Source organism: Bifidobacterium goeldii (genome assembly GCF_003951095.1).
Taxonomy (GTDB): Bacteria; Actinomycetota; Actinomycetes; order Actinomycetales; family Bifidobacteriaceae; genus Bifidobacterium; species Bifidobacterium goeldii.
The window spans coordinates 237,342-251,772 of sequence record NZ_QXGL01000002.1; the positions used below are offsets into that span (position 1 = coordinate 237,342).

Sequence of the window (14,431 nt, forward strand, 5' to 3'; positions counted from 1 at the left end):
GGTTGATATGTGTGTATCTGCGATTAAGCAGCTGACGCTAGTTCGGGATGGTGGATCGCGTAGGCGCGTTCGGCCAGATGCAGCTCCTGCGTGAGGAATTCATGCAGCGCACATTCGTAACCGTGTTCGCGGCCGAGCCGAGCCAAATAGCCGTTAATATAGTCCACTTCGGTCGGCCGGCAGCGGGTTAAATCTTGGTACATCGACGGATAGTGCAGCGGGTGTGCCACGCCCGCAGTGTGCAGGATTGTTGCGACTTCGCTTTCGCGCGTGCCCAGTAATGTGATGCCGGCTCGCTCAGCTGCCGTGTACGCTTCATCAACGAGTCGCTCAGTCATCCATCGCGATGATGGGTGCGCTGCGAATTCACCAAAGCGAATACGATACATGGTGCACAGCGTGTTGAGTACCGAGTTGAATACGATTTTCGCTAGGCACATGCCTTGAAAATCGTCGACTATGGTCGGGTTGAGCGTTGCGGCGGCAAAATCGTCGTACAGTTCGCGTTCGCGAGCGTCGCCGGTAGCATCGTGGCCATCGTAAGCGCACATGTTCATGGCTTTGGCATGTGCACCACCGGTGAAGTTGACGTCACCTGGACCGTATACGTATGCGCCAATTAGCGCTGTTCCGCCGTAGATGCGTTCCGGCGCGAAGTATGCTGCGAGTTTTTCAAAATGCCCGTAGCCGTTCATCGCACTGAATACAATCTGATCATTGTGGAACAGGTGCGCACACCGACGTAGCATGTCATCCAGCTGATGCTGTTTCAAGAAAACAATCCACGCGTCTGGGCGCCCGTCATATTCTTCTGGATGCCATACGCGGATTGGCACCAGATGACGGTTTTGCCCATCCTGCGACACGTAGACGCCGCCTTGTTGACGAATTGCCGCAATGTTGGCATCCCATGCGTCAATGAAATCAACCTGCTTGCCAGCGAGTTCTTGCAAGAGCACACCGTACTGCACGCCCATGCCGCCCGCGCCGATTACCGCGTATTTCATCTGTCCCCCTCTCTCTTGAGTAACGGGGAGATGTTCCCGGATGCTTCCGGATGTTCCCAACTCGCGGCCCCCACCGCTTCCCCGTTGCCATGACTGTACCGGAACTTTGGCGTGCGGCGGGCGGTGTAGTTATAGCGGCCGGTTATCGGCGGTTATGCTTCGGCGGATTTGCAAACGTTTTCAGACATTGCGCGCCGATATAGACGCTGGTTATGACGGCTGATTCATGGCCAATATTGATGCCAAAAAGCCGACGTCTTCCTTACGAAAAACGTCGGCTTCGAATGCTGCTGAAGTAGTGTCTTTACAGCAGGTGGCGTGCGCTCAGCTCGTCGGCGAAGAGGTTCGCTTGGATGTGGCTCGGGTCAAGTGCGAGCGCATCGCCTAGGAACTTCGCCGCGGCCGGCTGATCGCCGGTGCCGATGTTCGCCAAGCCCATCAGGTACAGGCAGTGGATGCGGTTCATCTTCGTGTAGTCGTTGTCGAAGATGAGGAAGTCGGGCAGCGAGACCGCGAAGTAGTCGATCTTCACGATGTCGTCCAAGTGCTGCTCGCCGTAGTCCAGCAGGCGGTAGAAGCGAGCGTTGGCCGGGCCCTCCTCGCCGAGCGCCTTGTGGGCGAGACCCTGGAAGAGGATCATTTCGGCGGGCTGGTCGTTGTAGTACATCGCGCCCTTCACCTCGTCGGGGCCGATCGTCGCCTGGCGGAATTCGGCGCGGGCTGCGTTCTCGTCGCCGAGTGCACGCTCGACCACGCCCAGCCAGTAGTGAATATCGTTGTCTTTCTGGCCTTCGAGCTTGCCTTCGCCGAGGTTCTCCGGGTAGGCGAGCGTCTTCACCAGCAGTTCCTTAGCGCGCTCCCAATCGCCGGCGGCCATCGCGTCCTTGGCGAGCAGGGTGAGCGCGATGCGGTACTGCGCGGTGATCTTGCCTTCGCCGCCCTCCCACGGGTGGAAGCGGCGCTGGCTCATCAGCTCGTAAGCCTTCGCGTAATGGCCAGTGAGGTTGAGCACGGTCAGATATTCGATGGTCAGATCGTCGCGTTCGGCTACCACGTCGAGATGCTTCTCGAACTCCTCGAGGCGCTGCTCGTAGCTCCAGCCGATCTTGCGGTGCAGCTGGTCCATCTCAAGAAATACACGCGCATCCGACTCGTCGAGCGCGTACGCCTGCTCGATCTCAGTCTTGGCTGCCGCAGCGTCGCCGCGCTTGTTGTAGTAGGCGAGCGCAAGGTTGCGGTGTACAGTCGGGAAGCTCGGGTCGAGGTCGCGGCTGGATTTCCACAGGGCAATCGCACGGTCGGCAAGCGTCTTGTCGTAGAACAGGCAGCCCAAGTAGTACGGAGCCTTGGCGCCGTTCACGGTCTCGATCGCGGCTTCGAGCGCGGCGATATCTTCGAGCTTGTTCGGGAAGCAGTAGTCGCTTGGCGCGGCTTCGGCAGCCTCGAAGGCGGCGCGGGCCTCGTCGGCGCGGCCGAGACGCTCTAGATACAGTCCCTCGTAGTACTTGACCATCGGCTTCGACTGGTCAGCTTCAGCCAGCAATGCGAGCGCCTCCTCGTAGGCGCCAAACAGCGCATAATCGCGCGCGGCCTGCAGGTAGTTCTCGTGGAAGCCGCGCATGAGACCGGCCAGCTCCGCCGGGTCAGCGCCAGCGATCACGCGCTCATTACCAGACACGAAGTCGAACTGGTCGATCTTCAGGTTTTCGGCGAGCGCGTCGGCAGCCTCGGAAGCACGTCCGAGCTTGCGCAGCACGTAGGCGCGCAGTGCGCGAGCCTTGATGTTCATCGTGTTGCGGGTGAGTGCGGTGTTCACGTATTCGAGCGCGTCGGCGAAATCTCCGCGGCGCGCGGCGATCGCGGCCATGTAGAAGAACGCGCGCTCCTTCTGCGTGTCATCCCACGTGGCCTTGTAGAACGCGTCGAACGCCTTGTCGTAGTTACCTTCGAAGAACAGCGCGAGGCCGAGGTTGTAGTGCGGCTCGGAATCGTACGGCTGCGTGTTGTGCTTAGTGAGGCGCTTGATAGCGGCACGGAAGTGCTGTTCAGCGCCCTTGAAGTCACCGCGGCGCAGCAGCAGTCGACCATACGCGTTGTTGATACGCGCGTCGCCCGGATCACGCTTCAAGCCTTCGAGATAGTACGGGTCGGGCATGTAGGTGGCGTGACGGTACTGCTCGAGGTGCGTGGCGGCGAGGAACAGCTCCTCGTTGGTGGCGATATCCGCAGGCGCCTCTGCGGCGCGAGCCGGCTCGGGCAGTTTTTCGATCTTCTTGGGCTGCGGCGTGTAGTCGATAAGCACCTTGCCAGCAGCATCCGTAACGGTTGCGGTGATATCGGTAGCAGCCGCATCGCCGACGGAGAATTCTGCACGGACGATGTCGTTCGGGCTGATCGTGCCATGGTATTCGTACAGCACAGCGCCGGTGCGATCGTCGGTGACGGTGACGTGCGCGTTCTCGTACACGCTGGTTGCGTACACGGTGACACGGCCCTGGCCGGCAGTCAGGCCCTGTGCCTCGATGCCTTCGGTTTCACCAGCCGCACCGAACGTGTCTTCCGGGCCGATTTCCAGGTTCACAGCGGCATTAATGGACGCGTTCTTGACCTGCCCCACGCCCTTGTACGGCATGAAGTACTGCGTGAAAGTCTTGCCCTCGTACGGCTTGAGCCACGTGAAATCAGGCTGATTGTCGGTGAATACGCCGGTCATCAGCTCCACATAAGGCCCGTTCGCGTCGGTGAGGTTGCGGTCCCACGCGCGGCCGAAGTCGCCGTTGCCCCACGTCCACTGCTTCTTACCGGGGCTCACGTGGTGGTCGGCCACGTGCAGGATGCCCGCGCCGACACCGAAGTCGTAGCCGCCGACAAAGTTGTAGTCGGAATGCGCAGCCATGTAGCTGGTCGGAACCGGCACGTTCTTGTAGCGGCCGATGTCAACGCCCTCGGAATAGTCGTGCTTGTAATACGTTCCGGTGGCGATCGGGTAACGGGAGACGTCGCGCTTGCCGTGGTCCATCACGGCGGTCACGTCCGGCGGCATCACAGTCTTGGTGTGCTCGTTAACCGGCACAGCCGGGTTGGCCCACCACAGGAAGGTCTGCGGCAGCGCGGTGCCGTTGTACAGCTGAGCGGTGATCTCGATGTACGCCTTGCCGGGGTGCAGCGCGATCTTGGTGACGACCTGCGTACCGTACATCTGGTCGGTGTCGTGGCACAACACGGCCTTGCCACCGTCGGGCAGGTCTTCGATCTTGTAGTCAACCGGCAGGTACGTGGTCGGGCGGTGGTGCTGCGGCCAGTTGAACTCAATACCGCCGGAGATCCACGGGCCAGTCAGGCCTACGAGCGCCGGCTTGATGACGTCGTTGCGGTAGACGAAATCGTAATTGTTGGTTTTATCCTTCGCGTACTGGATGCGGCCACCGAGTTCAGGCAGTACGGTCACTTCAAGATATTCGTTCTCGATGATGACGGCCTTGTACGCCTTGTCGTGCTTCTCGTCGCTGATGGTTTCGATAACCGGGTACGGGTAGACGCGACCCGAGCTGCCCTGGTAGACGCGCTTTTCAATAAACTCCGGGTTCTTGTCCGCCGCGCCGATCTCATAAGTGGGGATCGTGATGACGGTATCGCTGATGGTGACGCTCATGGTCTGCTCCTTCGCTTCCCTCATTGGAACGTGCGGCGGCGGGCGATCTCGAGCCGCTGCAGCTTGCAAACTTTTTATTATTTGCCTACAGATTACGGCCGATTTTCTGGTTCACCGGTTGTTTTCCTGCTCACGAATATAAAAAAATTGCGCATGAGTGATGTTGGTATGCGTGCTACGATAATTACCATCTAATTGACATCTGATTCACCGCGGAACAGGAGCAATAATGAAACCTGCCGAGCATGGTATTCGCAATGAAGGATCGGATTTTTACATCTACACACCGAGCCGCACAGCGTTGCAAACATTCCTCTACCCGCTGCGCGCTGGGCTGTTTCAATATGAGTCTGGATATCGTCAGGAACGAACGTCATTTGACAGTTTTCTGCTGATGTATATACGCCGTGGAGCCTTTGACGTAGTGACTGATGAAGGGGCACAACGAGCCACTAAAGGTGATTTTGTATTGTTAGATTGCTATAAGCACCACTCATACAGCACTAACATCGACAGCGAAGTGCTGTGGATGCATTTTGACGGATTGCAAGCGCGACCGTACTTTGAGCTGATTCATAGCAAACTTGGCACAGTAATCTCGCTCAAGGAAGCAAACTACGCAGTCACACGCCTGACTGGTATCTTCGAGACGTTCCACGCCGGCTCGCGCATCTCCGAGCCGCGCATGTCGAAATACATCACCGATATCCTTACCGAATTCGCGATGACTGCCACCGAGAGTAACACGTCGGCGCAGCGTCAGCCGCATGCGATCGAGGACGTGCTCACTTACATCGCCAACCATCTGGCCGACCCACTGCCGATCGAAGAGCTGGCAGCGCGCGCGTACATGAGCGAATACCATTTCATTCGCGTCTTTAAGCGCGAGACTGGCTACACGCCACACGCGTATATCGTCGACGCGCGCATGCATGCCGCGAAATACATGCTCATTAATTCAGACATTCCCTTAAAGCAGCTGTGCGAGGAGTGCGGCTTCGCTGACACCAGCGCCTTTTGCGCCGCGTTCAAGCGTCGCAACGGCGTTTCCCCCATCGAATTTCGCAAGCGCAGCGAGATTCAGTAGGGGGAAAGCAACACCAGCATATGACATCGCTATTCAGCTCATCTTGATTGTTTCTTATGATATTTCCAAGCAATGTTGCCTAGCGGGCGACCAATTCCGCTATGTACGACATGAGGAGTTGCCATGAGCGCACGTTTCTGTACATCCTGCGGCAGCCCATTATCGGAGAATGCCCGATTTTGCACTACATGCGGCCAAGCCGTATCAACCGCTAACGCCCCTGCCGCTCCCAGTGAGCCGAATGCGCCCGTAACTCCCGATTCACTGCCGGAAACTTCACCAGTACCGCCGGCCGCACCGCAACCGCAGCAGCCAGAGCAGCAGCCGACAGCGCAGCAGCCGGAGCAACAGCCAGAACAGTCGGAATCGTCGCCGTCTCAGCCCAAGCAGCATCGTCGTACGATCATCATCATCGCTGCAGTATGCGCAGTAGTGTTGGTTATCGCCGCAGTAGCGGGCGGTCTATGGTGGTCTCATCATAATCAGGAAACGCAGCTGGCGGCTTGTCAGTCAATGTTGAGCCGTATCAAGAGCGGAGAGGGTGCTGCGTCCAAGAAAATCGAACGCGCACAAGAGCTTTCCCACGTGACCGCAGATCAGGTGGATGATCAATCCACGGTTGAGGCATTGGCTAAAGCGCAAAAGGAGCTCGGTTCTGCAGTGTCCGCATCGGACTATCAATGCCCCACTGACGCGCGTGCCGCTGAGTTGAAAACTACTACGGAACACATGGATAAGGCTTGGTCCGCGCAAAACAAGCATCTGAAAGCGCTGGTTAAAGCTGCGGACGCAGTGGAAACCAGCCGAGCATCTAAGTCTTTCACCGCAGATAAAGCAGATTTGCAGAGCAAGCTCTCCGACGCGCAGAGCCTGCTCACTTCTTCTCAAGGGCGAGTGTTCGACGATACCGCTCGTAACCAATTGCAAACCGAAATTGCCAAGGTGAACGACACGCTCAGCAGTATCACCAGCAAGGATGCTGACAAACTCAGTGAAGCCAGCAAGGAACTGCAAACGGCCGTTGATGCGGTCAACAAGGCCGTTAGCGACTATACCGCCGACCACTCTCGGTGCCAGTCTTTTGCCGGAGGCTTTGGCGCCTTCCAAGCGGGCGGTAGTCTCATATTGAGCGCGGATTGCAGCTACAAATTGACCGGCCCTATGGATGTCGTGTATGAAACACACTCCTATGCATCTCAGTCGTTCACCAAGAATAATGATGGATCATATTCGTGGCGCAACGAGGCAGGCGACACTATTTCGTATCTCCCGCCCGGAGTTCATTCCCCTCAAATGGACGAATACTATGCCGCATCGAATATGACTACACCGGATGAGATGGTGCAGCGAGCAAAGATCGTAGGCCCGGGATTATATGTTAAGGGAGCGAGCGGAGTTACTAGTAGTTTGAGTAATTAAGGAAGAACCGCACTCAAGAACAATCATCAATCCAAGCCTGCGCAAACCACAATTTGCGCAGGCTTTGCTATACAGCAGGACCGTTAACCGCATTCAAGCGCCACGACAGTATTCTCTGACAGTATTCTCTCCTCAAGATACAAACTGGTCAGGTAAAGTGACCAGTTTGGAGAAAATTGGTCACTTTGCGTGACCAGTTGGCAATTCGGGGAGGTATTACGCGAACCACCAGGCCGTTCATAAGCGGATAATGTTGCCGACTGGACTTCGCACAGTCGGCTTCCGCAATCGGTGTTTATAGAACCGCGTTGGCGATTGCCATGGCGGCAACGCCGGCGAAGCCCATTGAGGTGAGGCAAAAACCGGAGAGTTTCGCGTTGCCGAGCACTTTATCGGTGAAGATCGCGGAGAAGATGCCGGCTGGCGCGAAGCAAATAAACACGACTGCCTTGCGCGTCATCGCGTCGAACGGCAGTAGATGCCACGCGGCGAAAGCGAACAGCAAGCCGAATCCGAAGCGGCATACGAGAATCGTCAGCGCGTCCATCACGTCGCGCTTTGAGCCGGGCATATCCATCATCATGCCGATCATCAGCATTGAGCACAGCGTGTTCGCTTGCGCAATCGGTGCAATAAAATCTGCGGCAGCGGCCGGCGGGCGAATGCCAGCGATCATCAGCACAGTCATGATCATGTACACGTCGAACGGTACTGAGGTGACGAAATTGCGCAGGATTGTGCGCAGCATCGCGCGGCGAGCGAGACGTTTCGCATCCGCGTCGCGCGGCGGCTCATGCGGCACGACGTGCGCGGCTGGATTATTGCCGATCTGTTCGGCGAGCGGGCGGGACGCGTCGATATGCAGCAGCGCGGTGGTGGTGACGTAGTTGCCAGCGGACATCATGATTGAATTACCAACGTCGAACATGACTGCCGGCAAGGCTGCGGCCGGGCCGATGAACGTGGTAAGCACTGGCAGCGCGAAATTACCCGCGTTGTAACCGGCACCGTTGAGCATGAGGAACGCGCGGCGAGCGACTGGCATGCGGCGCGAGACAACGTACATTGCTACCAGCGGGATTGTGGCGCATACGAATCCAAAAACGGAAATCCATAACAGGCCAATATCGTGCCGGCCTGTAGCAAACGAGGTGATAATCGCCGCTGGCAGCGTGATATACAACACGACTTTCTGCAATACGCGGTAATTATCCGCGCCGAACAAGCCGACGCGTTTGAGCGTATAGCCGAGCACAATAATGGCGAGAATCTTGGCAACAGCGAGCATATCGGCCTACCTTTCCAATACCCGCGGCGATAGTGTAACAAAAAAGCAGGGGCGGCCCACAGGAAAAAGCCGCCCCTGCGCAAACACAGGAAGAAGTTAGAAGGAGTTGAGGCTGTTGGAGCCGGTCGCCTCACACCGGTGGATGATCACGAATGATCTCAGGCGGCGAGGCCGGCGAACAGCGCCGACCAGTCCATCGACTCGTCATCACTCTCAGCAAATTCCACGTTCATCGGCACCTCCTCTCGCCATCCATCATCAGTAATCCATATCAAGAAGCCACGCGTCGCCTTACGCACCTCGGAGGGGCTGTCGGGACATATGATGCTCGACCGTAAGACTTGGCCGAGCGGCCCGGAGCGTGTCGAGCATCATATGTCCCGACAGCCCCGCCCCCAGCAGCCTCGTCAGCCCCGCCCTAAGCACTCACCAAGCGTGGCTACTTCAATCTCACTCGTCGACGCCCCACACGCGCACCTTGCCCGGTGCCACATCGCCGAGCAGGTGGGTCGGAGCCGGGTTGAGCTCGAACTTGCCGTCTTCGGGCACGGTGGACTCGTTGAGCGGGCCGTTGCCCTTGTGCACGGTTACGGTGCCCCAAGCCGGCACGGTGACCTTCTGCCAACGGTTGCCTTCGCCGGAGATGGTGAACGCAGCTTCGAGCGGCTCGCCGGTCGGGTTGTAGATGTGGGCGGCCACGTCGCCGTTCGGGGCGAGGAAGGCCACGGAGCCGAGGCCGCCGGACCAGCCGTCAGGCGTGTAGTTGCTGGAGCGGACGACCACGGAGCCGGGCTCGACGTCCTGGCCGAAGGCGCGCAGCATGAAGTATTCGAGGTTGCGGATGACTTCGCCGGTCTCGTGCTGGATGGTTACGACACCGCGGCGGCCGGTGGCGCCAACCTGGTTCGGGAGGCCGCGCTCGTCGAGGGCGAGGTTCCACAGGGCGATGAAGGATTCACCGGTGCGCACGAGCCAGTTGCCGATGATGCCGGACATGATGTGGGCGGCGTCTTCAGGGGTTTCTTCGATCATGCAGCGGCGCTCGGTCATGCCGAACAGCCAGTGGCTGTAGGAGCGGTTTGCGTTGAACACGTTGGAGTATGGGCCTTCGTAGGTGTGGAAGGTCAGGCCGTCGACGGCTGCAGCTTCGTCTGGGGTGACGATTTCGCGCACCGGCCACTTGAGGTTGTGCATGGAGTCGTCGTTGATGAAGATGCGCATCTCCGGGTACTTCTCGTTGAAGGCCGGGCGCAGGAAGTTGGCGGCGAACTCAGCCTGCTGCTTGAGGGTCCACATCATGGCAGGCCACTTCGGCGCGTTGGAAGGCTCGTTCTGCACGGTAACGCCCCAGATCGGGATGCCGAGCTTGCCCATTTCGTCAACGTACTTGACGAAGTAGCGAGCGTAGGTGCCTTCGAAGGAGTCGTGCATCGGGTCGAAGCCGTTGCCGGTCCACTCGTTGAAGCGCAGGTGGCCGCCCTGGCACAGGTGGCCGGTGTTCTTCATCCAAGCCGGGGCGGACCACGGGGAGGCGATGATCTTGATGGACGGGTTGATCTTCAGGATTTCGAGCAGCACCGGGATGATGTACTTGAAGTCCTTGGTGGCGTCTGGCGCGCCGGGCTCACCCTCGCCGAGGGAGAACTTGGTGAGCAGGTTGTCGTGCTCGCCGAAGGGCAGGTCGTCGTAGGTGTAGTACGGCTGCGCGGCCGGCTCGCAGGAGCCCAGCGGGATGCGCAGGACAGAGAAGCCGCCCTTGTCCGGGTTGAAGGTGTCGTCGAGGAAGGCGTGACGCTGCTCGGCGTTCATGGAACCCCAGATCAGGGAGGCGGCTGCGTCGGTGAGTGCGGCGCCGGCGCCCAGCCACGGCTGCTTGCGGTCGGACAGGTCGACGACGATCTTGGCGGCGTCGCCAGGGTCAGATACGACTTCAGGTGCGGCGAGGGTCTCGCGACGCTGCGTGAGATCGCCGGAGGTGACAGTCCAGAATTCGTTGCTGTACTTGCTCATTTCGGTCCTTACACTGTGTGGTGTTTTGCGTGCTGTGGAGAAGTTCGGTACGTCGCCGTACCGCTTCCGTGTACAGATCACACTATAGCACTTTCAATCAGTTTTAATCAACTTCTATCATCACTGTTCAGCGTGTCGGATAATGAGACAGTGGCGCAAGCGCCGAAAAACCTTGGAACATCAGTCTTTTTTAGATAAAAACAGGAAAATGATCATTTATGGTCACAAAGCCGCAACATAGAGGGATATCATGTACATAAGTGATCAGAGCAGAAAGTAGTGCTATGCCCAGAACATCGAAATCCGGCAGTACCGGCAATACCCACAAGAGCAAGGTACAGTCTCCGGAAATGGAACCGGTCACAACAGTTTCCACCAGTGATACCCGAGACACCGCAGTCATCACCGCACAAGCCCCTAAGAAGCGCGATCTACTGCCTGCTGAACGCCAAGACATGATTCTCAGCCTGCTCACTCGTCAAAGCGTGGCTACCGTTCCCGAACTTGCAAAACTGCTCAACACCACAGAAATCACTGTGCGGCGCGATCTCACCGTGCTGAGCGAAGCTGGTCTGCTCAAGCGCATCCGCGGTGGTGCAATGTCTGTTGGCGACGCTGCTGAACGCCCGGCTGCAAATCCGATCACCGGCTCAGCCACCCCTAATATCACCGTATCCGAGCGCACTACCGCCGGCAATATTGCCATTCACCCAGCGGTGCGCACGCTTGAGCTTGGCGCTGAAACGCCATCAATCGGCGTTATGCTGCCGGAGCCGAGCTTCTTCTGGCCTGGCGTTATCGACCATATGCGCACGATTGCCACGCGACTCGGTCTGCGTATTGTCACGCGCACATCCGCCTACGAGCCGGATGTGCACGAAGATGAGATTCTGGCTGAGCTTGCCTCCGACCCGGCGATGTGCGGCATTATTTGCGCACCGAATTCTCACCCGCAGGCCAGCAAACGCACGTGGTCGTGGATTGAGCAGGCTGCGCTGCCTACGGTGGTTATTGAACGCGATCTGCCGCTGTTGGGCTCGTATTATGTCGATTCTGTGCGCACTAACCACCCCTATGGCGTGCGCAAGGCGGCCGTGCATTTCCTCGCTCACGGGCACACGCATATTGGTGCAGCGTTTTCTGACACGCCAACCTCCGAACTGATTCAGTCCGGCTGGCGTCAGGTGGTCGAGGAGAGCGGTGTTATTGACTGCCCGTTTATTTTCGATGGCATTCAGCCCTACAACACGAAGGGTGTGAACGATATCGTCGATAAGATTCTGCTCTCTGGCGTGACGGCGATGCTGGTTCACTCTGATTATCTGGCGATTGCTATTGCGCAGACATTGGAGCGTCGCGGCCGGCGCGTGCCGGACGACGTTTCGCTGATTTCGGTTGATGGATTCGCTACCCCAAGTTCGCGCCCGCTGACTGTGCTGCGTTCCTCCGATAAGGATTTGGCTGAGGCTGCGATTAGCACGCTGATTCATCGCATTCAGAACCCAGATTCAGCAACTCGCCACATCTACGTGGACCCGTCGCTTATCGATCGCGGTTCCGTGGTGGATGTGCCGGCGCAAGCCTGATTCTCTACCTCGGTTGTGTGCATTTCCGGACCATTAGGATACCCCCTAACTGCTCTAGGCAGTCCGGAAATGCACACAACCGTATAAATGAATTAATGGGCGAACCAAGTGGCGAGGCGATTCAGGTTCAGACCCCGATAGTCAACAATCCGCTGATCGTATAACCCCTCTTCACCAACCTCCACCCGCGCATGGCCTGTAACCGCGCACACCACAGCCCCTGACGCACGCGCGGCGCTCAAGCCCGGCAGAGAATCCTCAAAAATCAAGCATTGCCGCATATCTTGCGCATTATCCGTCAATCCAGCCTTGCGCGCGGCAAGTAGGTACGGCGCTGGGTCAGGCTTCGGCGTCACATCATCATCGCCGCAGATATAGTCCGCAAAAGCCCCTGCCGGTGCCTGAGACACCACGTTCTCCGCAATCAATCGCGGAGATCCAGTCACCAACACTGACGGCACGGCAGCTCCGGCGAGCGCCTCCAGCAGCGAGCGCACGCCTTCAATCCATGGCAGTCGAGCACGCTCCATCGCCAGCACCTCGTCGGTAAGCTGCGCGCGAATCTCGGACGGCGCGAGCGTCACTCCGCGCTCTGTCAGCAGTCGCACAATAACCGGGAACGCGGCGCCCTGCATAGCGTCAGCCAAGTCATCATCCCATGTGCCGCCGTAGGATTCCAGCAATGCTCGCTCAGCGGTAACCCAATACGGGTCGGAGTCGATCAGCGTACCGTCTAAATCCCAGAACACTGCCTTCGGCACAATCATCGGCAACATCAGCTCCTCCCCGCACGCACCGCATACACCATCGCATGCCAGCATATTTGTAAGACCAGCTTACAAATAAGTGTATTGGCGCTCACTGAACATTTGCGCCAAAATCCTGCTGTTGTATACGCCAAAATTGTTGAATCCATTACACATTCCGCTCTTCACCCCCTGGCCCTATACTGAAGGCGTTCGCGCGGTTGGTGGCAGCAACCGTGCCATACATCAATGAATAACGCATCCGCAGTGTGTCTACCGACTGGTGGGCATGCCGGTAGCTCACGCATGATCCTGTAGCCGCACGTAGTTTTCCGGCTAGCGACGTGCCGTGGCTGCTTACGAGCGGGTGCACGGTGTGATGTCTCGCGCGGGCTCTCTTCACCTTCCCGCGCATAGATATCACCCCGCATAGCGCGCAATCAGCGCGGAAAGCAAGGTGAAATGAAGATGAGAATGCAGAAGAACGGGTTGACTATGGGCAAGCGAATCGCGGCTGCAGTTGGGGCTGCGGCTCTGACACTGGGCTTGGCCGCCTGCGGTAACACCAACACCGCCGACTCTTCCAACGGTGGCAGCTCTACGCCGACCGTTTCGTTCATGCTCGACTGGACGCCGAATACGAACCACATTGGCCTGTATGTGGCGCAAAAGCTCGGCTACTACAAGGATGCTGGCGTCAACGTGAAGATTCTGCCGACTGCTCAGGCCGGCGCAGAAACCAGTGTGGAGAATGGCGTGGCTAACGTTGGTTTCACTACGCTGAGCAACGTGGCTGCCTTTAACTCGCAGGGCTCTGACCTGAAGTTCGTGTTTGATCTGACGCAGAAGCCGGTGGCTCGCTGGTGCGCACTGGCTTCCCGCACCGATATCAAGACCCCAAAGGATCTCTCCGGTAAGACCTTTGTGAGCTTCGGCTCCGCTGAGCAGACTGCAGTAGTGCAGCAGATGATCAAGTACGCAGGCGGCACTGGCGAGATCAAGACTGCTACCGCTGGTACCAACACGTTCGAAACATTGACCTCCGGTAAGGGTGATTTCGGTGGCTTCTACGTGACGTGGGAAGGCGTGGAAAGTGAGCTGAACGGCCCGGCACTGAACTGCTTTGTCGCTTCTGACTGGGGTGTGCCTGGCAACCCGGATCAGCTCGGCTTTGCTGTGAAGAGCTCTTGGCTGAAGGATTCTGCTAACGCTGATGCGCTGAAGAAGTTCATTTCTGCGACCAAGAAGGGTTACGACTACGCGCTGGCTAACCCGGATAAGGCTGCTGACATCCTCGTCGCGCAGGCTAAGGAAGCTCAGCTCGATTCCAAGCTGACTCGCACTTCGATGGAAGAGATCGCCAAGAACGGCTACTGGACTACGGATGATGCGAAGTCGCTGCCGGGTACGGTGAACTTCGATGATGCGCAGCCGTACCTTGACTTCCAGTACAAGGCCGGCACCTACAAGGACAAGGATGGCAACGACCCAGCTCAGGCTCCGCAAGCTAAGGAGCTCGCCACTAACGAATACGTGGACTGAGCCACTGGTATCACTCCTTGATTCCAGCAGGAACAGGCGGGCCAGCGGAGACGTTCACCCGCCTGTTCTTGTATGGTTTTGTGCATATTCGAGA

10 protein-coding genes are annotated in these 14,431 nt (G+C 58.0%); 4 read left to right on the top strand and 6 right to left on the bottom strand.

Going from position 1 to position 14,431, the window contains the following annotated elements; all coding sequences use genetic code 11:
- Positions 1-23: 23 nt before the first annotated feature.
- Together D2E25_RS04620 and D2E25_RS04625 are read right to left on the bottom strand one after the other, a co-directional pair.
- Complete coding sequence (locus tag D2E25_RS04620; protein ID WP_125980257.1) at positions 24-1,007, bottom strand: ketopantoate reductase family protein; 984 nt, start codon at positions 1,005-1,007, stop codon at positions 24-26.
- A 304-nt stretch (positions 1,008-1,311) separates the two neighbouring features.
- Positions 1,312-4,659: a DUF5107 domain-containing protein gene (locus D2E25_RS04625; RefSeq protein WP_125980260.1), complete on the bottom strand. Its 3,348-nt coding sequence runs from the start codon at positions 4,657-4,659 to the stop codon at positions 1,312-1,314.
- 229 nt (positions 4,660-4,888) lie between these two features.
- Here D2E25_RS04625 and D2E25_RS04630 point away from each other — a divergent pair, with 229 nt between their 5' ends.
- Both D2E25_RS04630 and D2E25_RS04635 read left to right on the top strand, forming a co-directional pair.
- Positions 4,889-5,746, top strand: coding sequence for an AraC family transcriptional regulator (locus tag D2E25_RS04630; RefSeq protein WP_125980262.1), 858 nt, complete (start codon positions 4,889-4,891; stop codon positions 5,744-5,746).
- Between the two features lie 123 nt (positions 5,747-5,869).
- Complete coding sequence (locus tag D2E25_RS04635) at positions 5,870-7,165, top strand: zinc ribbon domain-containing protein (RefSeq protein WP_125980265.1); 1,296 nt, start codon at positions 5,870-5,872, stop codon at positions 7,163-7,165.
- 295 nt (positions 7,166-7,460) lie between these two features.
- On the opposite strand, the gene D2E25_RS04640 is transcribed toward D2E25_RS04635, so the two are convergent.
- The 3 genes from D2E25_RS04640 to D2E25_RS04645 all read right to left on the bottom strand — a co-directional run bounded on the left by D2E25_RS04640 (position 7,461) and on the right by D2E25_RS04645 (position 10,544).
- The gene (locus D2E25_RS04640; protein ID WP_125980267.1) at positions 7,461-8,453 is read right to left on the bottom strand and encodes an AEC family transporter; all 993 of its coding nucleotides are present in this window, start codon (positions 8,451-8,453) and stop codon (positions 7,461-7,463) included.
- Positions 8,454-8,611: 158 nt separating this feature from the next.
- The gene (locus D2E25_RS10460) at positions 8,612-8,752 is read right to left on the bottom strand and encodes a hypothetical protein (protein WP_164514714.1); all 141 of its coding nucleotides are present in this window, start codon (positions 8,750-8,752) and stop codon (positions 8,612-8,614) included.
- Between the two features lie 151 nt (positions 8,753-8,903).
- Positions 8,904-10,544: a glycoside hydrolase family 30 protein gene (locus D2E25_RS04645; protein WP_241217011.1), complete on the bottom strand. Its 1,641-nt coding sequence runs from the start codon at positions 10,542-10,544 to the stop codon at positions 8,904-8,906.
- 203 nt (positions 10,545-10,747) lie between these two features.
- Between D2E25_RS04645 and D2E25_RS04650 the strand changes: the two genes are divergently transcribed.
- Positions 10,748-12,049 (top strand): substrate-binding domain-containing protein, encoded by a 1,302-nt coding sequence (locus D2E25_RS04650; protein ID WP_125980269.1) that lies wholly within the window; start codon positions 10,748-10,750, stop codon positions 12,047-12,049.
- A gap of 92 nt (positions 12,050-12,141) precedes the next feature.
- Here the strand turns inward: D2E25_RS04650 and D2E25_RS04655 are convergent, their stop codons facing one another.
- Complete coding sequence (locus D2E25_RS04655; protein WP_125980271.1) at positions 12,142-12,825, bottom strand: HAD family hydrolase; 684 nt, start codon at positions 12,823-12,825, stop codon at positions 12,142-12,144.
- Positions 12,826-13,257: 432 nt separating this feature from the next.
- Here D2E25_RS04655 and D2E25_RS04660 point away from each other — a divergent pair, with 432 nt between their 5' ends.
- The gene (locus tag D2E25_RS04660; protein ID WP_164514715.1) at positions 13,258-14,337 is read left to right on the top strand and encodes an ABC transporter substrate-binding protein; all 1,080 of its coding nucleotides are present in this window, start codon (positions 13,258-13,260) and stop codon (positions 14,335-14,337) included.
- The last annotated feature ends 94 nt before the right edge of the window (positions 14,338-14,431 follow it).

Bases quoted from the DNA above. Each gene is read 5' to 3' on its own strand.
- D2E25_RS04625 (WP_125980260.1), bottom strand. From the start codon at position 4,659: ATGAGCGTCACCATCAGCGATACCGTCATCACGATCCCCACTTATGAG.
- D2E25_RS04640 (WP_125980267.1), bottom strand. From the start codon at position 8,453: ATGCTCGCTGTTGCCAAGATTCTCGCCATTATTGTGCTCGGCTATACG.
- D2E25_RS04650 (WP_125980269.1), top strand. From the start codon at position 10,748: ATGCCCAGAACATCGAAATCCGGCAGTACCGGCAATACCCACAAGAGC.
- D2E25_RS04660 (WP_164514715.1), top strand. From the start codon at position 13,258: ATGAAGATGAGAATGCAGAAGAACGGGTTGACTATGGGCAAGCGAATC.
- D2E25_RS04635 (WP_125980265.1), top strand. From the start codon at position 5,870: ATGAGCGCACGTTTCTGTACATCCTGCGGCAGCCCATTATCGGAGAAT.
- D2E25_RS04620 (WP_125980257.1), bottom strand. From the start codon at position 1,007: ATGAAATACGCGGTAATCGGCGCGGGCGGCATGGGCGTGCAGTACGGT.
- D2E25_RS04630 (WP_125980262.1), top strand. From the start codon at position 4,889: ATGAAACCTGCCGAGCATGGTATTCGCAATGAAGGATCGGATTTTTAC.
- D2E25_RS04655 (WP_125980271.1), bottom strand. From the start codon at position 12,825: ATGTTGCCGATGATTGTGCCGAAGGCAGTGTTCTGGGATTTAGACGGT.